16 protein-coding genes and 1 riboswitch are annotated in these 19,042 nt (G+C 33.7%); of the genes, 13 read left to right on the top strand and 3 right to left on the bottom strand.

The features are described from left to right. Positions 1 to 7 precede the first annotated feature (7 nt). The 10 genes from ACFEMA_RS07880 (at position 8) to ACFEMA_RS07835 (ending at position 10,231) form a co-directional block, all read left to right on the top strand. Positions 8 to 2,029, top strand: coding sequence for a M13 family metallopeptidase (locus ACFEMA_RS07880; RefSeq protein WP_411767560.1), 2,022 nt, complete (start codon positions 8 to 10; stop codon positions 2,027 to 2,029). A 178-nt stretch (positions 2,030 to 2,207) separates the two neighbouring features. Continuing rightward, a complete protein-coding gene (locus tag ACFEMA_RS07875) occupies positions 2,208 to 2,714 on the top strand; it encodes a peroxiredoxin-like family protein (protein WP_411767558.1) in 507 nt (168 codons plus the stop codon). 21 nt (positions 2,715 to 2,735) lie between these two features. Next, positions 2,736 to 3,137 (top strand): VOC family protein, encoded by a 402-nt coding sequence (locus tag ACFEMA_RS07870; protein WP_411767556.1) that lies wholly within the window; start codon positions 2,736 to 2,738, stop codon positions 3,135 to 3,137. 110 nt (positions 3,138 to 3,247) lie between these two features. After that, positions 3,248 to 4,162 (top strand): mechanosensitive ion channel family protein, encoded by a 915-nt coding sequence (locus tag ACFEMA_RS07865; RefSeq protein WP_411767554.1) that lies wholly within the window; start codon positions 3,248 to 3,250, stop codon positions 4,160 to 4,162. Positions 4,163 to 4,247: 85 nt separating this feature from the next. Continuing rightward, complete coding sequence (locus ACFEMA_RS07860; RefSeq protein ID WP_411767552.1) at positions 4,248 to 4,844, top strand: 2'-5' RNA ligase family protein; 597 nt, start codon at positions 4,248 to 4,250, stop codon at positions 4,842 to 4,844. A gap of 130 nt (positions 4,845 to 4,974) precedes the next feature. Next, the gene (locus ACFEMA_RS07855) at positions 4,975 to 6,252 is read left to right on the top strand and encodes an aminotransferase class V-fold PLP-dependent enzyme (protein WP_411767551.1); all 1,278 of its coding nucleotides are present in this window, start codon (positions 4,975 to 4,977) and stop codon (positions 6,250 to 6,252) included. A gap of 70 nt (positions 6,253 to 6,322) precedes the next feature. Then, on the top strand, positions 6,323 to 7,450 hold the full coding sequence (locus ACFEMA_RS07850) for a helix-turn-helix domain-containing protein (RefSeq protein ID WP_411767549.1): 1,128 nt from the start codon (positions 6,323 to 6,325) through the stop codon (positions 7,448 to 7,450). A gap of 88 nt (positions 7,451 to 7,538) precedes the next feature. Continuing rightward, on the top strand, positions 7,539 to 9,080 hold the full coding sequence (locus ACFEMA_RS07845) for an amidohydrolase family protein (protein ID WP_411767547.1): 1,542 nt from the start codon (positions 7,539 to 7,541) through the stop codon (positions 9,078 to 9,080). 150 nt (positions 9,081 to 9,230) lie between these two features. Continuing rightward, on the top strand, positions 9,231 to 9,431 hold the full coding sequence (locus ACFEMA_RS07840; RefSeq protein WP_411767545.1) for a CsbD family protein: 201 nt from the start codon (positions 9,231 to 9,233) through the stop codon (positions 9,429 to 9,431). Positions 9,432 to 9,551: 120 nt separating this feature from the next. Then, positions 9,552 to 9,646: riboswitch (TPP riboswitch) on the bottom strand. A gap of 156 nt (positions 9,647 to 9,802) precedes the next feature. After that, positions 9,803 to 10,231 (top strand): FKBP-type peptidyl-prolyl cis-trans isomerase, encoded by a 429-nt coding sequence (locus ACFEMA_RS07835; RefSeq protein ID WP_411767543.1) that lies wholly within the window; start codon positions 9,803 to 9,805, stop codon positions 10,229 to 10,231. Positions 10,232 to 10,289: 58 nt separating this feature from the next. Here ACFEMA_RS07835 and ACFEMA_RS07830 read toward each other — a convergent pair whose 3' ends face one another. Beyond that, on the bottom strand, positions 10,290 to 11,084 hold the full coding sequence (locus ACFEMA_RS07830) for a sterol desaturase family protein (protein ID WP_411767541.1): 795 nt from the start codon (positions 11,082 to 11,084) through the stop codon (positions 10,290 to 10,292). A 416-nt stretch (positions 11,085 to 11,500) separates the two neighbouring features. Between ACFEMA_RS07830 and ACFEMA_RS07825 the strand changes: the two genes are divergently transcribed. The 3 genes from ACFEMA_RS07825 (at position 11,501) to ACFEMA_RS07815 (ending at position 17,100) form a co-directional block, all read left to right on the top strand. Beyond that, complete coding sequence (locus ACFEMA_RS07825; RefSeq protein ID WP_411767539.1) at positions 11,501 to 13,321, top strand: transglutaminase domain-containing protein; 1,821 nt, start codon at positions 11,501 to 11,503, stop codon at positions 13,319 to 13,321. Next, positions 13,290 to 15,317, top strand: coding sequence for a hypothetical protein (locus ACFEMA_RS07820; protein ID WP_411767537.1), 2,028 nt, complete (start codon positions 13,290 to 13,292; stop codon positions 15,315 to 15,317). The genes ACFEMA_RS07825 and ACFEMA_RS07820 overlap by 32 nt, the downstream gene beginning before the upstream one ends. Before the next feature lie 88 nt (positions 15,318 to 15,405). Beyond that, a complete protein-coding gene (locus tag ACFEMA_RS07815; RefSeq protein ID WP_411767535.1) occupies positions 15,406 to 17,100 on the top strand; it encodes a transcriptional regulator in 1,695 nt (564 codons plus the stop codon). A 96-nt stretch (positions 17,101 to 17,196) separates the two neighbouring features. On the opposite strand, the gene ACFEMA_RS07810 is transcribed toward ACFEMA_RS07815, so the two are convergent. After that, positions 17,197 to 17,892, bottom strand: coding sequence for a LytR/AlgR family response regulator transcription factor (locus ACFEMA_RS07810; protein WP_411767534.1), 696 nt, complete (start codon positions 17,890 to 17,892; stop codon positions 17,197 to 17,199). A gap of 10 nt (positions 17,893 to 17,902) precedes the next feature. After that, positions 17,903 to 18,898, bottom strand: coding sequence for a sensor histidine kinase (locus ACFEMA_RS07805; protein WP_411767533.1), 996 nt, complete (start codon positions 18,896 to 18,898; stop codon positions 17,903 to 17,905). Positions 18,899 to 19,042: the final 144 nt, after the last annotated feature.

Below are 19,042 nucleotides of genomic sequence, written 5' to 3'. Positions count from 1 at the left end.
TCAGATCATGAAACACTTATCTTTTCTTTTATTAATTCCTATTATTTTATTATCCTGCAAAAACGACACTGAAACCTCAGAAAAGGCAGAAGTTAAACCTGTCGTTTTTGACGGTATTTCCGAATCCATTAAACCTGGGGATGATTTTTTTAATCATGTCAACAAAGTTTGGATGGACTCGGCTCAAATCGCTGATGACCAAGTTGGAGTAGGAGCCTATCGCTTTTTAAATATTCCTCAACAGGAATTATTAAAAAACATTTTAACTGAAGTCTCAGAACAAGACCACCCCAAAGGCAGTATTGAGCAAAAGGTTGGTGATTTTTATGCTTCAGGAATGGACACCATCAGTATCAACAAACGTGGCATGACCCCCATACAGACGATTTTAGATCGTATTGAAGCTATAAGCGATGTGTCATCATTAAACACATTTGTAGCAGAGCAAATCCCTACTGGAGATTATTCAATGATTGCAGGTTATATTTCACCAGACCAAAAAGATAGTAATAACAATATTTTACATTTTGTGCAAACAGGTCTAGGTCTTCCAGATCGTGACTATTACTTTAGAGATGATGCTTCAGTTAAAGAAATTCAAGAAGCTTATAAGACATACATGATGACTGTATTTGAATTAGTGGGAGATGCCAATGCAGAGGAAAATGCAAATACAGTTTATGAGATAGAAAAGCAATTGGCAGAATCCCACAAAACACGAATAGAACGTCGTGATGTACAAGCCAATTATAATAAAATGTCAGTGTCTGATTTAGACAAAAAACATTCTAATATTGATTGGTTAGCAATGTTTGGGATTATAGGTTTTGAAACGGACTCAGTAGATATGCGCCAACCTGAGTATTATGATACTTTAGATAAAATGCTTGCATCTGTACCATTAGACGATTGGAAATTATACCTAAAAGCTAATTCCATTGGCTCCCATGATGGTATTTTAAGCAAGGAATTTGAAGATGCTGCCTTCGCTTATAGTAAGGTGATTTCTGGACAGTCAGAACAACAATCAAGAAGTAAACAGATGGTACGTCGCGTGGATAACCAATTAGGTTTTGCACTTGGGCAATTATATGTTAAACGTTATTTTAATGAAGATGCAAAAGAAAGAGCATTGGATTTGGTCAATAATTTTCAGAAAGTATTAGAAAAACGAATTGACGCCTTGGACTGGATGAGCGATAGCACTAAGGTTAAAGCTAAGGAAAAACTATTCGCCATAAATAAGAAAATTGGCTATCCAGATGTCTGGAGAACCTATGATGTTGACATCAACAGAGATGAGTTTTTTGAAAATGTTGTAGCGTTACGAAAAAATGACTTTCAGTATGAATTACAGCAACTTAATAAACCACCAAACCTTGACGAATGGGGCACCACACCGTCTACTGTAACAGCTTATTACAACCCATCACTGAACGAAATTGTATTCCCAGCAGGAATCTTACAGTCACCTTATTTTGATTTGTATGCTGATGATGCTGTCAATTATGGTGGTATTGGGATGGTCATTGGCCATGAGTTTACACATGCTTTTGATGACCAAGGGGCGCAGTTTGATAAGGATGGGAATGTTAAAAATTGGTGGACAGAAGACGACTATACTAAGTTTAAAGCCAAGACAGACCAAATTATTGAACAATACTCTGCATTTACTGTATTAGACAGTGTGCATCTCAAAGGAGCACTTACGGTAGGGGAAAACACTGCTGATAATGGAGGTATTGCCATAGCGTATGATGCTTTTAAATTAACCGAGCAAGGTAATGACTCTACTAGGATTGGTGGCTATACTCCAGACCAACGTTTCTTTTTATCCGTTGCTAATATTTGGCGTGTAAAAATGCGAGATGAATTCCTTCGTAATTATGTGGCTAATGATCCACACTCACCACCGCGATGGCGTGTTAATGGACCATTAATGAATTTTACACCATTCTATGAAGCATTTAATGTTAAAGAAGGAGAAGTTAATTATAGAGCAGAGGATGGGCGTATTAAAATCTGGTAAATAAATAATGTAAATTAAATATAAAGGTCTCCTCTGAGACCTTTTTTTTATTCTTTTGTTGAGAAATACATCTTATGCTTAATAACTGTATAGTTCTTGGGTTTTTCAATCAATATTTATAGCAATAGAGTTCTATATTGGTTTTTATCTATTGTATTTTATTGTTAAACAATAAATTATGATAAAACCTAGAGTAAAGACACCAGACTTGTCAATTAAACTGGTTAATGGTGCAGAATGGACACTGAGTAAGCAATCCCCAGAATCTTTTACAATGATTGTTTTTTACAGAGGACTACATTGCCCTGTTTGTAAAAAATACTTAGAAGAATTTGAATCTAAATTATCTGATTTTCAGGATTTAGGGGTTAATATAATTGCTATTAGTAGCGATACTGAGGAAAAAGCGAAGACAACACATGATGAATGGGATATTTCAAGCATTCCATTAGGCTATGACTTTCCTATTGAAGAAGCTAGGGAATGGGGTCTATACATTTCATCAGGAATAAAAAAAGAGCCTGATTATTTTATTGAGCCAGGACTATTTGTAATTCGCCCAAACCAAGAACTTTATTGTTCCTCGATACAAACCATGCCATTTGCAAGAAATGGAATAGACGATTTAATTAAAGCCATAACGTTTGTGAAGGATAAAGATTATCCTGCACGCGGAGAGGCTTAATAACTTATAAAACAAAATATTATGAAAGTACAACCGTATTTAGCCTTTAAAGGCAACTGTAAAAACGCATTAGAACATTACCAGTCAATTATAGGTGGGGCCATTACCAATGAGCAAACCTATGAGGATGCCAAAATGGATATTCCGAATGATTATAGACATAAGCTACAGCATGCAGAACTGAAAGGAGATGGATTTCATATCATGGCTTATGATGCTTCGCCAGATACCCCATTGACTAGCGGATCTAACATTAACATGAGCGTAGATTTGGAGACTAGGGAAGAGGCAGAGCAAATTTTTAACCAGCTAAGTCAAGGTGGTAAAGTACATACACCTTTTCAAGATGTACCTTGGGATGCTTGCTATGGAAGATGTTCTGATAAGTACAATGTAAGTTGGATGATCAACTATAAAAAATAAGTCGCATCTAATTAGGTGTATATTATTTAGAATTCATTGGCTAATCCATTTTGAAAGGATAAAGGCTTCCTAAGTCTCAATTAATTGAGGGAAGAACAAAAACACAAGCAATGACATTGAACTTACAATCAGCTACAGAAATGATTACGAATTCTGTAGAAAATTATTACGAAAAGTTACTGACTCTTCTACCGCGCATTACATTAGGTATTTTAGTGGTAGTTGCAGGAGTTTTAATCGCCAATTTATTAACCAGTATCTATAGAAAACGTATTCTCAAAAAGGCGGAAGACCCCTTGATGGCTCGATTTCTTGCACAAGCTATAAAAACAATATTAGTAATTATAGCAATATTGTTGGCCTTACAAGTCGCTGGATTAAGCGGTGTAGCAACAGGAATATTGACTGCTGCAGGTGGTGCCGCAATTATCCTAGGGTTTGCTTTTCAGGACATAGGGAAAAACTTTTTAGCAGGAATTATATTGGCTTTTAATCGACCATTTAATGTCAATGATACTATAAAAATCGATTCCCATTTTGGGAAAGTTAAAGCTTTAAATTTTCGATATGCGCACATCAAAACTTTTGATGGTCGTGACATCTATGTGCCAAATAGTGATGTTTTAACCAAGCCTGTTGAAAATTATACCGCAGATGGATTTTTTAGGAGAGACTTTGTGGTAGGTATAGGTTATGAGAATGACATAGATTTAGCAAAGCAAATTATTATTGATATTCTTGAAAATAACGAATATATAGTCCATGATGAAGAGCACGAAAATTTTGTCTTTGAGGACGAACTCGCAGCGAGCACGGTCAATTTAAAAGTATACTTTTGGGTGAATACTTTTGATTATCGTAAATCTGCCATAGTTGTTCGTGGTGGTTTAATAAGGTCTGTTAAGGAAGCACTAGAAAAAGAAGGCTTTAATCTTCCGGCTGATATCAAAGAGTTGAAGCTGTATGGTAATGAGGAAGATATTCCTTTACGTGTGCGAAAAGACACTAGTGATATAGAAAGATAACCTTTTTAATTATTCTTATTGAACTTTGCTTAATTTTATAAAGCCTTTAATGTTAAGAAAAGAGAATTTAATAATAAATCAGAAGATGGATATATTAAGATTTGACAGTAAATTGAATGGTCACACTGTTTCTTTCGGGGTGAGAGAATACCTATTCATCCATAGCCCATCAATATCAATCAGTAATGATGTTCAAAGGTTTAAGAAAGACTTAAGTAATCGATATGGCGAGTTTCGGTATGGAAATTCTAAGGCTCATATTTCACTGAATCATTTTTTAACTTTAACGACACCAGAAAGAACAATAAAGAAGGAATTATATCTTTCGTTTCATCAATGGAAAAGCTTTAATGTTAATATTTTAAATTTTGGAATGTTCCCGAATTCCAGAACTATTTTCTTGAATACATCAAGCCATGAAATTTTAAAATTGCAAAATTATTTGAGGACTATATTGAGACAACGTGTAAAAGTTCCAAAAAAGTTTACACAACCCTTAAGCAAACCTCATATTACAATAGCCAGTGATATTTCTAAAAACATATTTGACGAGTGTTGGAATTACTTCAGTAATAAGACTTATGAAGAGCAATTTGTTGCTAACAGAATAACTGCACTATGTAGAAACCTTTCTTTAGAGGAAACTAAATTCAGAAAAGTTTTTGAGATAGAGTTTAATTAAATTAAGAGTAGACATTTGGTTGATTGTTTGAGTGTGTTTTATATTTTGTAATCTACTTTAGTATCAAAACAGAAATATTACAATGTAAAATTATGTAACTTAAAGACGTAATATTATAACTTCACTAGCCATGACACAACGTAGAGCTTTTCTAAAATCTGCAGCTTTAGCAGCACTCTCAACTCCCTTTTTATCGTTCGACTATAAGCAAGACTGGTCATTGTCACCACTTCTTAAATCATTTGAGAATTCTGAAGACTATTGGAATATGGTCCGAAAACAGTTTCCACTAAAAGAAGGGCAGACCTATTTTAACAATGGGACCATGGGGCCTACACCAGGTTACGTGCTAGATACCATGATTAACCACATGCTGCATTATAACAAGGAAGCGGCAACTATTGATTATAAAGACGGCTCAGGACCAGAATTACTCAGTGGTTATTTTCCTTATGTTGAATTGCGTACAAAATTAGCTAAACTCATTAACTGCAATTATCAAGAAGTCTCCTTGACCCAAAATGCCACATTTGGGATGAATTATGTTGGTATGGGTCTTGACCTAAAAGCAGGGGATGAATTGCTCAACACCAATCAAGAGCACGGTGGAGGCTTCGGTGCTTGGCAAACTTTGGCAAAACGTAAAAGTTGTATCTATAAACAAGCGGTTATGCCAATGCCAGCTAATGATCCTCAAGAGATTATCGATGCCATATTCAAAGAGGTAACACCAAAAACCAGAGTAATAGCCGTACCACACATTGTGTCTGTATACGGCACTGTTATGCCGGTAAAAGAAATCTGTGCCGAAGCTAGACGACGTGGTATTTTTACTGTGTTAGATGGTGCCCAATGTGTAGGGCACATTGATGTGGATGTTCAAGATATTGGCTGCGACGCCTATTACAGCAGTTTACACAAATGGTTATTGGCACCTGCAGGAAGTGGGTTGTTATACGTCAATAAAGATGTGGTCACTGATATTTGGACTACCGTAGCCAGTTATAATTGGGACAATGAAGATGATCATGGCTTCCGATTAATGCAAAATGGTACAGGAAACCCAGCTATGATTGCAGGTTATAATGCTGCAGTAGAATTTTTTAATACTATAGGTAAAGACAAATGGTTAGCACGGATTAAGGAGTTAGGACACTATTTGCGCAGTGGCTTAAAAACAATGCCACATGTTACGATATCATCTTCTACCAACGAAGCCATGGCTGCTGGGATTACGACCTATGCTGTAAAAGGCTTAACAGGCCCCGAACTTCAAAAAACACTATGGGAAAAAGAACGATTGCAACCGCGTTCTGTAGGTGAGGACCTTATGCGGCATTCGGTACACATTTATAATTCTAAAGCTGAGATTGATAAAGCGTTGAATGTTATCCAAACATTAGGGTAATAAACAACTAAATCTTAAAATGGAATAGCTTAAAAGTGTTTCAAGGGTTATCTTTGAACAAATTTTGTTAGTGGAATTACTCTCCGACTTTCTTTTTATTTCTGCGCTAGTCTTTGTAGCTCTTTATATATATACCTTATATAAGGCCAAGGATAAAGGGTTACATAAAACTATTTTGATTTTATTTTTTGCAATACTTGGGTTTGTTTTACTAGATTATTACGCTTATTTGCATCAAGTAAAAAGCATAAGATATTTAAGTTTTTTACCCTCACATAGTTCAAAATTTATCTTAGGGCCTTTTTTACTTGTCTATATAAAAGCACTATTTTTTGAGGATAAAAAGGTTTTAAAATCAAGTTATAAATACTTTATTCCATTCATACTATTCTTTAGTGTTGTTAGCGTTCCGTATTACATCCATACAATTTTTAGTGATTTTGATTCAGCCTATGTATCTTGGATTATAGATAATGGCCAAATCATTCGAGTTATATCGGATTTGGTATTGTTATCCTTTTTAATTCTTTGTTTTAGAACTTTTTCAAACTTTAAAGCTGCTCTTAAGTGTCAGTATTCACATATTGAGCACAACAATTTTATATGGGTTCGTTATTTGTTAATAGCTACAACAATGATTACTCTATTGGACATTTTCTTTGTAGGTAACCAGTTAATATTTAATATTTTTAATTTAAGAACGCAAAATATAGTTGTAGCTTTATTAGGACTTTCATTAATATATGGAGCCTATTATGGTGCTCGGCAATCTAAAGTCCTTATACCATACTTTTTGTTAGATAAACAAACTGAAAATGAAACACCTAATCAAGCATTGATTGGTAAGCAAGAAAAAGAATTTGAAACTTTAGCATCTTTACTAGAAAAGTCAATAAGAACTGAAAAACCTTATTTAAATGAAGATCTCACTCTTAATTCTTTAGCGCAACTTATTGGGACAACCGATAAAAAATTATCAGCGTTGCTCAATAGTTATCTAGACACTTCTTTTTACAATTATATTAACCATTACAGAATAGAGGCTTTCAAGAAAATGGTGCAAAACCAAGACTATCAAGAATATACCATTGAAGGGATTGCTAATGACTGTGGCTTTAAATCTAAAGCTAGTTTTTACAGACTTTTTAAAAAGGAAACTGGTTTATCCCCTTCAGAATATATTAAATCAAAGAAATAATATAATTTCTTGTCTCATTAGATGCAGTGAGACTCTGAGTCCTTAAGATTTGTATTGTTTTGCATTTTAATCAAAAAATGTAAACAAAATGAAATCAAAATTATCAATTAAACAATGTGTTATTGGCTTTATTGTCTTAATTACTATTGCTACTTCAGCAGTATCTTGTAAAATGATGTCCGAAATTAATCATGTTTTAGGGAAGCATACCGAGGTAGTCGACACCTCTCAATTTAAAGTTTTCTACGGAAAATTAGCAATTACACATATCAATGTGCTATCTGAGGATTCAGAATTAATGATACCTAATCAAACGGTATTAATAAACGGCAATAAAATTGAAGCCATAGGGGATTCTATTCATATTGCGAGTGATTATAAAGTCATAGATGGTAGTAAAAAATATCTTATCCCTGGGCTGATAGATTCTCACGTGCATATTAAAAAAAGTAAAAACGATTTACTATTGTATTTGGCTAACGGTATCACACAAGTCGGAGAGATGACAGGAATGAAAGAGCATTTTGAATACCAAATGGAAATCGAGAATGGAACTTATTTAGGTCCTAAGACATATATAGCGTCACCTAAAGTTAGTAGTCAAAAAGGTCTTAATGCAACTTTTAGAAGTTGGTTTGAAAGGAGACAACAGAATTACCCATCGTCCAATAAAGCCCGAAAGGCTGTTAGAAGTTACAAAGCTAAAGGCTATAAGGCCATAAAAATAAGTTCAGACCTTTTTGACAGGGAAATCTACTTTGCAGTTATAGATGAAGCTAAAAAACAAAACATGCCAGTAATTGGTCATTTGCCTCCTTATGTATATATGAAAGATTTTTACAGTTCAGGGCAATCGCAGATGTCCCATATTGCATCGATCACCCAATCCGAAATGAATGAATATGGTGGTGTGAATGCGGAAAATGCAGAAGAGTTTTTAGAGTCTTTCAAAGCTAAGGCAGATAGTATTGCCATTAAATTAAAAGAAAGTAATATCACGGTAAGTTCTACCATTTGGATATATGAAAGTATGCCTAAGCAAGATTTTGATCTTACTAATTTCCTTAAAACTATTGAGCTACCGTATCAAAACCCAGGTTGGGTAGAAGGGTCTAAAATATCTGGAGGTTGGTTGCCAGGACGTGGTAACTCATATGAAAATCCAAATAATTTAGATACAGAAAGCAAACGAAAAAGCGAAATATTTTGGACGACTCAAACAGAGGCTATTTATGTCATGACACGTGCCTTGATTCGACATGGGGTGACGATTACAGCAGGAACAGATGCGCATGGGGCTAATGGAGCAATACCTGGGTTTTCTTTACATGATGAACTAGAATCTCTAAATAAAATCGGTATGAGTAATGCGCAAGTATTGCAAGCATCAACTTTGGCGCCGGCAAAATGGATGAATATCACCAGCGGTAAAATAAAATCTGGTTATAACGCTGATCTTGTTATATTAAATAAAAATCCATTGACGAATATTAGGCACACAAGAACGATTGAAGCTGTTATTGCTAACGGAAAATTTATCGATAAAAACACTACTGATGCTATGCTCAAAGCGGTTAAGGAGGCTAACAACAGAAGTAGGGAAGTACCTATTAATGCCTATCTTAATTAGTATTAAGAAAGATTATTATATATGCCTTTAACGGTTTATAGTGTTTGTATCAAAAATTAGTGGTTTTGTGGCAATCTTTGTTTTCGAATTACTATAAATTGATAGAAGTGATCCAAGGCGGATTATATATTAACTTAAAGCAAACGAATTATGCCTAAACCATGGCAAGATAAAGCAGAAGGTAATTGGAATATTGCCAAAGGAAAATTAAAACAAGAATGGGGAGATCTCACAGATGATGATCTGGACTACAAAGAAGGTCAGGAAGATGAATTACTTGGCCGAATACAAAAGCGTACTGGGGAGACCAAAGAACGCATTAATGATTTTTTAGATAGTCTCAAATATTAATATTCATAATAATACATAGAAAATCCCGTCTTACACGGGATTTTTTTTATGCTTTATAATCTGGTAAGCTACTTCATTAAATAAACAAAGGGAATTGAAAGATGCGTTACATCATTAATTCCCTTTGGTATCCTAATTCCTTCAGTTGGCATTATCCGTCGAAGTTCAATGGGTCTATTTTCAGCTGTTTAACTTAAGCACCCCAATTAAGATGACTAAATATAGGAAAAATAGTTGATATAACCAAGTGTATTGCACTAAATTCTATATGAGTGGTTTTCAATCTCTAATGTTTTATGGAATTCATTCTTTAAGCCATTTTATACTTCTTATGTTTGCACCGTTTTATTAAAAATCACAAACAGATAATTATGAGTAAAGTAAGAGAAAATGACGTTGTAAAAGTACATTACACAGGTAAACTAAGTAATGGACAGGTATTTGACAGCTCATTAGAAAAAGAGCCATTAGAAGTTTCATTAGGTCAAGGTCAATTGATACCAGGATTTGAAAATGGACTTATTGATATGGAAGTGAACGAAAAGAAAACAATTACAATAGGTAAGAAAGATGCTTATGGCGAGGTTAACTCTGAGCTTTTTCATAAAGTACCAAAATCAAATTTACCTGAAGATATTAAGCCAGAAGTTGGTATGGGCTTGGTAGGTTCTAGCGCAGATGGATCTCAACAGCAATTTAGAGTTGCAAAAGTTGAAGCTGAGGAGGTTATCTTAGACGCCAATCATCCCTTGGCAGGTCAGGATTTGGTGTTCGACCTTCAGTTGGTTGAAATATTATAGAAAAGCAAATCCAAACTATATATATATAAAACGTCTTACCGCATTGGTGAGGCGTTTTTTATTTCCCTTTTTTAACCTGTTCGCGTTCCCAAAGTGTTGGACTCCCAAAAAGGATATTCAAGGTCTTTTTTGGACGTTTCCAGACATCTACCACTAAATCTCCCCAAGCATGAAATACTAAATACAAGGGGTTGAACGAGTTTACTGGTTTTGTAATACCATAAATGGCCTGTTCATTTTCAGCTTTAAAAGACCCAAACATACGATCCCATATAATTAGAGTAGAACCGAAATTTTTATCGATATACTCATCATTTACAGCATGGTGCACACGATGGTGAGATGGAGTTACAAAAACGTATTCAATAGGTCTTGGAAGTTTACGTATCAATTCGGTATGAATCCAAAATTGGTAGAGGATTTCTAGTTGGTGCACAATAATAAACACAACTGGATCGAAACTTAACATAATCACTGGTAAAAAGAAGACTAGCTTTAGGTTTTGCACCCAAGATAAGCGAAAAGAAGTTGAGAAATTATAATATTCAGAACTATGGTGTACCACGTGTGTAGACCACCAAAAACGCTGAAAATGTGAGATTCTATGCGACCAGTACCTCACAAAATCCAGACACACAAAACAAAGTAAATAAGACCACCATGTATGTGGAATACTCCAAGGGGTGATGTTGTAGCAAATAACAACAATGTAAAAAATACCGACTTTGGTTAGTGCATTGACAAACAAATTACCAAAACCGATAGTGGCTGAGGCTAAAAAGTCTTTGCCGTGATAAAGTTTTTTATTCTGTTTTGTTGAGAGATAATATTCTATAGCCACCAAAAGGAACATTATAGGTGCAGCAATCCAAATAATAGTATTAAAATCTAATTGAAGTAAGGCGTCTAGGGTAAGCTTCTTGTTTTCGATGCTAGGGTAAATTATAAATATTCTTAATAAAAGTAAAAGCGTATTAATTTAGTATAAGCGCCATTACTATAGTTTTTAACGAAAAATCTGCAAGTTACGTATTCAAAAGTGAACTAAAGTATTGTTGGTCATATAATACAGAAAACTTTTGCGTAATGTTATTTATTAATCCCATTAACTTACCAAAAGCTTTGTCTTTATAGCTTTTAAGAAATGAGTAAAAGGATTTTTAAATGCTGACTCATAATAATCTGTTTTTAAAACAGAACGAAATTTATTACTTTGGTGTTTCGGTAATTTAAATTACCAGCCTTAAATATGCTAAAACTATAACGCCTTTGAATAAACTACTATATAACCTACTCCTTTTATTATTTGTAATTACTCAAGGGTTTAGTCAGGATATTGCTATTAAAAAGCATTATGAAAAGATACTAGTGTCTAATGACACTTCTTTTGTGAGGAATGTGAGTATTATATTTAAGAAAATGGATAATTCTACTGTTTTTCCAATTTTCTACGACACTAAACTAGAGAAGGTTTCAAACATTCAAGTTTATTATAAGAAGGGTAGAAAGTATAAACCTGTAAAGAAAGTTAGGGTAGAAGAAAAAGAACTAGAATTGGACTATATCTCTAGTAAAAGTGTTAAATCTGTAATTCTTTTCCCAGAGTATGAAGCCAAAATAACATATACGGTTGAATGTCCAGAGTTAATGTACTTCTCTAATCTTCCGCTTTTTTCATATAATGCTACAGACACACTCGAATACGATATTCAAATACCTAATAAATTCTCCTTCCTACACAATACCATTCACTCTGACTCACTTAATTATATGGTAATGGATTCTACAGCTATTGACAGTTTTATTAAGTACAATATTGCTGCAGTACCCAAAAAAGCAAAGACAGATATTTTAACTTTGTTTGGGATATATAAGGATCAGAGAAATCCATTGATAAGAACTTTAGTCGTTCCAAAACCTTACAACAACAATGGTAGAAAATACATAAATGATTGGTATCTAAATGAGGTCGATAAAAGAAAAGGCTTAAGCCCTAGAGCACAAGCAAAGATTAATGAGCTTACACGAGGCGTATCTGACAAAAAGAAAATTATTGAAATTTTATATAATTATGTACATCACAATTTTAAGTATGTTGCTATTGAAATAGGCATGGGTGCATTTATTCCGTCACATGTAAATGATGTATATAATAATAAAGAAGGCGATTGTAAGGATCTTTCAAATTTTCTATCAGAAGCATTGACCTTTAAAGGTATACATAGTGATATAGCGCTTGCTGCAACATTTCATCATATTAGCGATTGTGATTTCCCCTCTCTGATTTCTGCTAATCATGTTGTTTGCATTGCATATCTAGATAATGAGCCAATTATTTTAGACCCGACCGACCCTATTCATTATATGGAATCACCCGTAGAAAGTCTTCAAAACAGAACAATTTTAATTATCAATAAAGAGGGTGGAGATTGGTTAAAAGTGAAAGCCAATAGTAATCAGCAAAATTTAATCGAATATAACATCGATTTAAAGGTAAATTCAGAAAAGACCATAATTGATGGTAATTTTTCAGTAAACTATCATGGCATTTCTGGTAATTTTCTAAAAAGAGAATTTCATTATCTTAATGATAATGATGAGATTAATTTAACAAAAGATCATTTAATATCTGTTTTTGGCAATCATTCTGTGTCAGATTTCACCATTAAAAAATCAAATAAAATCATAGAGGCCAAGGGAAGTCTTAGTATTAATAGTAGAATTTTTAATGATGCTGAAAATCAGATATTGATACTTGATTTTTTACCACGCCTTATAGAAGCAGAAGAAAGAGACGAAATGATAGTAGGCAGCCATTTGGGTACAAACTATGAAAAGGTGTTAAAATTAAGAATAGAATTAGATCAACCATTTTTAGATTTTGAGCCGAAAGAATTAAATAGCACTAAAAATGGTGTCGATTTAAACTTGAAAATAGAAAAGACTTCTGATACTGTCATTGACTGTGTCTATACCTTTAATATAGACCATCAATCTGTTGAAGCTAATAATTTAGAAATTATAAATGAAACGATTCAATCATTTAATACTACAATAAATGAACCTATTATACTTAAAAAGAAAGGTTAAGCCCATAATCATAGTGATTTTTGCTTCATTGGCTTGCTTTAGTTTTATATCTAAGGACTCTTCTTCAGAGAATGATTTTTTAGAGATATGTAAAAAATCTGATGCCTACTTTATCCATAACTATACTGATATAGCCTTTACAAAAAACTGGAGTGGTAGTTATAACAAAACGGTTTCGATTGTCACAAAATTGGTAGTTAATAATAGTATTGGTGTAGATAAATACGCATATTTAGATTTGTCTGAATTTGTAAGTAATAATATTAAGAAGATTGATGTAAAAACTTTAAAAGTAAACGGTTCGGTTATAGAATTAGACTCTAGCCTTGTATTTCCTAAAAAAGCAAGGAACGAGGACTTTGGTGCAATACATTATCCTATTCCTGGAGTTGAACCTGGTGATACTATTTCTACAAGTTATACCTATTCAGAAAATTTAAGAAAATATGAAATGAATGGGTTTGGCTATCTCTATTCCGAGTTGCCAAGTTTAACTACGGAATTCACAATTCGAAGCACTCCTTCACTTACAGTTATGTACAAGCAGTATAACGAATTTCCCGATCCAGAGGTAGTTACAAACAAAAACTTAATTTATTGTCAATTTAAAATGAACAATGTCATAGGGTTAAAACCAAATGAGTATACCTGTATACCTTGCGAATTGCCATATATGTACTACTCTTTAGATACAGAAAATAGTGAACTGACAACATGGAAAGATGTCTATAATGAAGAATTTAATTTTATTACCCAACCATTGTCAATTGACTCAAATAATTCTACCTATTACAACCGGTGGAAGAGAAGAGTATTGGGCGAGGCTAAGGATAGTAGTAAGTACCATCAGTTTAAAAAGCTACATAAGTATATATTGGACGAATTTGATGTAGAGGACTTAGAAGGTAGTGAAATCGTAAAATCAGATGGTTACTTCTTAAAACAAAATCGTTTCGACCCCTTAAGTATACGTCGTATGTATAGGCGTATGTTAGAGGATTTGGAAATAGACTATTGGGCTGTATTTGCAAGGAGTAAGCGGGCAGGGGCGATAGATCCAGATTACATAAGGAAGGGAGAGTTTGATCATATTTTTTTCGCATATAGAGACGATAACAATCGAATGAATTTATTATATCCGCATGATACTCAGTATAAATATCAAATTAATGAAATACCTACTTCCTTATACAATACTCAGGCGATAATGGCAAAGCCAATTCTTTCGGACAAGGAGAAAAAAAAGAATAGATTTATCGATCTCGATCTAGAATTAGCCGAAGCAGATTCAGTATCTATCAACTTGGTTAAGTTACCGAGTCCGTCAGCAGACCATAATAAAGTCAACCAATTAATCTATAGTAAAGTAGATTTGGTCAATAAGAAGACACCTTTAAAGTACCGTTTTTCAGTTTCAGGTGGCATGTTTACAGAATTACAAGCTTTTTTTACACTATTAGAGAATAATAAAGAAATGAGCGACCTTTATGATGCGGTATGGGAAGTAGAAGGAGATAAAGAAGCGATAGTTATAGATTCTATTACTGATTATAGTTTTAAAGAAGTGAATCCGTTTAGCTATACCATGAGTGCTACGGGGAGTTTAAAAGAGGTGATTAGTTTTTTAAACGATGATTTAGTGAGTATTTCATTAGAGCATATACTTGATCATAATCAGGTAGAAAGTGAAGATGGTACTCTAGACTTTAATTATTATTTAGATTTTGGTTATACAGACCAATTTATGGCCATTTTTAGTTTTCCTAGTGATATTGAGATTTTAGGTATTGATGATTACAATGAAAGTATAAAGAATGATACAGGTGAATATTCCTTTAATTTAAAGCATATTGGGGGGAATGAAGTCACATTGCAATCCATTTATAAAATCAATAGCGATATAATACCTAAGGACGATTTGTCCAATTTGGAAGCCATAAACCAATTAACAAATAAAATAAAGAACAAGCGCTTAGTTATAAAAATAAAAAAATGATAAAACTTATTGGTAGCAAGCTTCTTAAATACAAAAAATAGAAGCATATTTCACGTATATTTGGTAAACCAACCAACTTCCTTTACAATTGACACTATTAAAACGAGTTCTACTCATAGCGTTATTATTTCTTTCCAATAGAGCGCAAGCCCAAGACCAACTAACTAGCGAGGAAGCCCTAGCCAAATATAATGAGATTAAGCAGACGATTAGGTCCAAAAAATTGGCGTTCACCAGTGAAACCTATTGGTCATACTATTTTAAATTAGATGGTTTAGTAAAACAAATGCCCCATAATCACGAGGTTGTTTCTCTTTATTATTACAATACAGGATATAATTTTAGGTATTTAGGTTTACCAAAGGAAGCTATAAAAAAATACAAACAATTTTTTAAGTACCATGATGATCATGATTACCATTTAACAGCGAAAGAAAAGGAATACTTTATTCACTATCGGGCACACTCCTATGGTTATTTAGCTGATATGTATGCCAAAGCGTCGTATTTGGATAGTGCAAATATTATGCACCAAAATAATATAAAGCTGACAAGCAATATAAAAAAATTAAACCATGCATCGGCCCTCAATAATTATGGTTTGTTCTTTTATTGGACTAAGAAGGAGTTAGATTCTGCATTAATATATTTTAATAAATCTTATGAGCTTACAAAAACGATTTTGCCTATCGATCATTTACTAGGAAGCGTAAGAGATAATATTGCAGATGTTTATGTAGAACAAGGCAAAATAGATGAAGCCAACACCTTGTATCAGGAGAATTTTGAATATTATAAAACATCAGAAACTGAAGCTTACAATGGAATAGATTCTAAGCGACTGGTGGCTGCCGGTGTGCAGCTCATAGATACGTCCATTGAACTTGGGGAGTTGAACTTAGTCGAGACTATCTTAGATCAAATGAATGCGATACTAGACGATACTACTGGTACTATAAGACTATTTCCCATTTCTAAACTTCACTATTTACAGGCCAAAGAGCGTGTCTTATTGGCGCAAAACAAAACCGAAGAGGCCTATATGGTGGCTAAAGACGTTAAACACTTATCCGACAGTATAACGGCTATAGACAATGCCAATAAAAATACTGTGGAATCCACCATTAGTGAGTTAACGTTTCAACGATTAAAAACCGAACACCTATTAGAAAAGCAAGAAAAGGAAAGTAAAATATACAATCAGCGCTTAAAACTCTGGATTGTCTCCATCACTTCGATTGCAATATTAGGGTTTATCATCGCTTTATATATGCGTAGAAAGCAACGACTGGTCAATGCACGTATAAAGCAGCAGGTGACCGAATTACAGAACGAAAAACTAAATACTGAAATAGAAGCAAAGCAGCGCGATTTATCGGATTTTGCCATAAACCTAACACAAAACCAAGCTTGGGCTGCGGAACTGGCTGATAAGTTAGAGCAATTAAAAACCACCAAAGGGCGAGAACGCAAAAAGCTATTCGATGCCTTTGAGCAAGATGTACAGAATAAAATACGTTTCGATGATAATACAAAGGAGTTTTACCAACGCTTAGATACACTTAGTGACGCTTTTTACAGTAAGCTACAAAATGAGTTTCCTAAGCTCAGTAAAACAGAAAAACGCTTGTGTTCCTTAATCCGTCTTAAAATGGACAGTCACGATATTGCAACATTGCAGAACATAACAGTGTCCTCTTTAAATACAAGCCGCTATCGTTTACGAAAGAAACTAAATTTAGCTCCAGAAGAGGATCTCGATGAGTTTATACAAGGGTTGTAAAAGGCCCTACTTAGTTAATGGGGTGCTCTTTTTTGTGAAGGGGTAGGGTAGCGGAATAAAATGTATATGGAACAGTTCAGAATTGTGGTAAATGTTTTATAGCTTCGCTAAAGCTTCTATTTTTTTAAAAACAAGAACCTTATACATAGCACTGACAGGGACTTTAGTCGTTTCAATATACAAATGTGTTTTGGTGGTTTTTGTAACACGTTCTAAATTGGCAATGTATGATTTATGTGTGCGTTGGAAATTTTCAGATAATAGCGTTGTAATATTAATAAGTGTTTCGGAGATGAGATACATTCTCGCATCCGTAAAAATCTTCAAATAATTTCCAAAACTCTGAATGTACAATATTGACATAAAGGGAATATTAACAGGAACACCATCGTGTTTTATTTGAAGTGCTTCATTTTCTGTGTTCTTTTCAGGTGGTGTTATTTTTGAAGCCACAACTTTGTTTATGGCTTTTAAAAAACGTTCAATCTTAATCGGTTTTAGTAAATAATCGACAACACCATAGTTATAACTTTCTAAGGCATACTCTGAATACGCCGTCGTTAAAATAACTTTGGGTGGTTTTATCATAGAACGCAAAATTTCCATGCCGTTAAGTTCTGGCATTTGTATGTCAAGAAAGATAAGGTCTACATCATTTTGCTGAACGAAATTGACAAATTCAAGAGGATTACCAGTACTTAAAACCAATTCAAAGTTGTCAATTTTAGAACAATACTCTTCTAACACTTTACGTGCCAACACTTCATCATCTATAATACCAATTTTAACCATGCTCTGTGTATTAGTGTACGTTTAAATCTATGGATAAATTTACTTCATATTCTTTTTTTCTATCATCAATTTCTAATGTGTGAGCATCAGGATATAATAGTTTTAAACGTCTTTTTACATTGTCTAGACCCATGCCTTTTCTTTTTGAGGTCGTATCCATTTTGGGCTTAGAATTAGCTAGTAGAAAATGAAGTGTGCTATTTTTAACTGTGGCAGAAACACTAATTGTACTTTGCTCATTGGTACTTTGAGCACCATGTTTAATGGCGTTTTCAACAAATGAAATGAGTAACATTGGAGCGATCTTTAGGCCCAATACATCTCCATCAATCGAAAACTCAATACTACAGCGTTTGCTCAATCTTTTTTCTTCAAGTAACAAATAGTTTTCAATAAATTCTAGCTCTTCCTTTAATAAAACCATATCCTTTTTAGAACTTTCTAATTGATATCGCATTAATTCTGAAAGCTGCATCACAAGATCAGGAGTTTCTGGTGATTGCTGTCTAGACAGTGCATAAATACTATTTAAGGAGTTGAATAGAAAATGAGGATTTACCTGCTCTTTTAAATAGGTAAGCTCCAGCTCTTTTTGTAATTTTTCTTTCTCGTCATTTTCTCTTCGGACTATTATATTTCGCCTTAAAAAAAAAGCAGCCATACCAGTGCCTGTAGTGTAAACAAGAAAAGAAGACATTTTAGTAATACCAACCCAGTTAAATTCCGGATATATTTTTATACTGACTCCAATAAATATAGCTCCAATAAGCAGGAGTCCGTATAAAACATATTTTTTCTTATCAAAAAAATATGGGATAAGCACAAAATGATTGACCCATATAACTACCATAATACTGATGGTATAACCAAGCCCCCATAAATAAAAAGAATAAAGTGTCTCATGTTTATCTATAAGCATCCATCCACCTAATAGCTCAAGGATGAGCACCAATACAAAGGCACCTATGTTAAGGAGTAGTGTTTGCTTTAAAGAGGTTTTATTCATAAGTACTTTTATTAAAATCTAATAAAGATACTATCTATAGCTAAAAATGTCACGATTTCTTTACAAAAGGGGGATATCAATGACGACATGCTTTTGTCATTTAATTGTTGGGTTTATCAACTTTAAGGTATTAAACATTGATTA

Origin of the sequence: Winogradskyella sp. A3E31, from assembly GCF_046720935.1 — a bacterium.
Taxonomy (GTDB): Bacteria; Bacteroidota; Bacteroidia; order Flavobacteriales; family Flavobacteriaceae; genus Winogradskyella.
The sequence above is the reverse complement of the archived record's forward strand: the minus strand, read 5'-3'. Positions and strand labels throughout refer to the sequence as shown.

What these genes read in the sequence shown, in the direction of transcription:
- ACFEMA_RS07880 (WP_411767560.1), top strand. Translation starts at nt 8, where the DNA reads ATGAAACACTTATCTTTTCTTTTATTAATTCCTATTATTTTATTATCC.
- ACFEMA_RS07875 (WP_411767558.1), top strand. Translation starts at nt 2,208, where the DNA reads ATGATAAAACCTAGAGTAAAGACACCAGACTTGTCAATTAAACTGGTT.
- ACFEMA_RS07870 (WP_411767556.1), top strand. Translation starts at nt 2,736, where the DNA reads ATGAAAGTACAACCGTATTTAGCCTTTAAAGGCAACTGTAAAAACGCA.
- ACFEMA_RS07865 (WP_411767554.1), top strand. Translation starts at nt 3,248, where the DNA reads ATGACATTGAACTTACAATCAGCTACAGAAATGATTACGAATTCTGTA.
- ACFEMA_RS07860 (WP_411767552.1), top strand. Translation starts at nt 4,248, where the DNA reads ATGGATATATTAAGATTTGACAGTAAATTGAATGGTCACACTGTTTCT.
- ACFEMA_RS07855 (WP_411767551.1), top strand. Translation starts at nt 4,975, where the DNA reads ATGACACAACGTAGAGCTTTTCTAAAATCTGCAGCTTTAGCAGCACTC.
- ACFEMA_RS07845 (WP_411767547.1), top strand. Translation starts at nt 7,539, where the DNA reads ATGAAATCAAAATTATCAATTAAACAATGTGTTATTGGCTTTATTGTC.
- ACFEMA_RS07840 (WP_411767545.1), top strand. Translation starts at nt 9,231, where the DNA reads ATGCCTAAACCATGGCAAGATAAAGCAGAAGGTAATTGGAATATTGCC.
- ACFEMA_RS07835 (WP_411767543.1), top strand. Translation starts at nt 9,803, where the DNA reads ATGAGTAAAGTAAGAGAAAATGACGTTGTAAAAGTACATTACACAGGT.
- ACFEMA_RS07830 (WP_411767541.1), bottom strand. Translation starts at nt 11,084, where the DNA reads ATGTTCCTTTTGGTGGCTATAGAATATTATCTCTCAACAAAACAGAAT.
- ACFEMA_RS07820 (WP_411767537.1), top strand. Translation starts at nt 13,290, where the DNA reads ATGAACCTATTATACTTAAAAAGAAAGGTTAAGCCCATAATCATAGTG.
- ACFEMA_RS07810 (WP_411767534.1), bottom strand. Translation starts at nt 17,892, where the DNA reads ATGGTTAAAATTGGTATTATAGATGATGAAGTGTTGGCACGTAAAGTG.
- ACFEMA_RS07805 (WP_411767533.1), bottom strand. Translation starts at nt 18,898, where the DNA reads ATGAATAAAACCTCTTTAAAGCAAACACTACTCCTTAACATAGGTGCC.